At 37.7% G+C, this 220-nt stretch carries 1 tRNA gene; it reads right to left on the bottom strand.

The features are described from left to right. Positions 1 to 77: 77 nt before the first annotated feature. Positions 78 to 153 (bottom strand) — tRNA-Asn (locus AB4484_RS26765). Positions 154 to 220 lie beyond the last annotated feature (67 nt).

Below are 220 nucleotides of genomic sequence, written 5' to 3' on the forward strand. Positions count from 1 at the left end.
GTCGGCACACTAAATTCTTTGCTTAAAGAGTTAAACTCTTCAATTAAAACCTCATAAAAAATGAAGTCCTTTAAAAATGGCTCCCCTTGCAAGACTTGAACTTGCGACATACGGATTAACAGTCCGCCGTTCTACCAACTGAACTAAAGGGGAATTACTTGTCTCAACATCAGGTCTATAAAGACCATTATTTGTTAAGTACCAAATAATGGTGCCTCGA

This window comes from Vibrio sp. 10N.261.46.A3 (genome assembly GCF_041472995.1).
GTDB lineage: Bacteria > Pseudomonadota > Gammaproteobacteria > Enterobacterales > Vibrionaceae > Vibrio > Vibrio coralliirubri.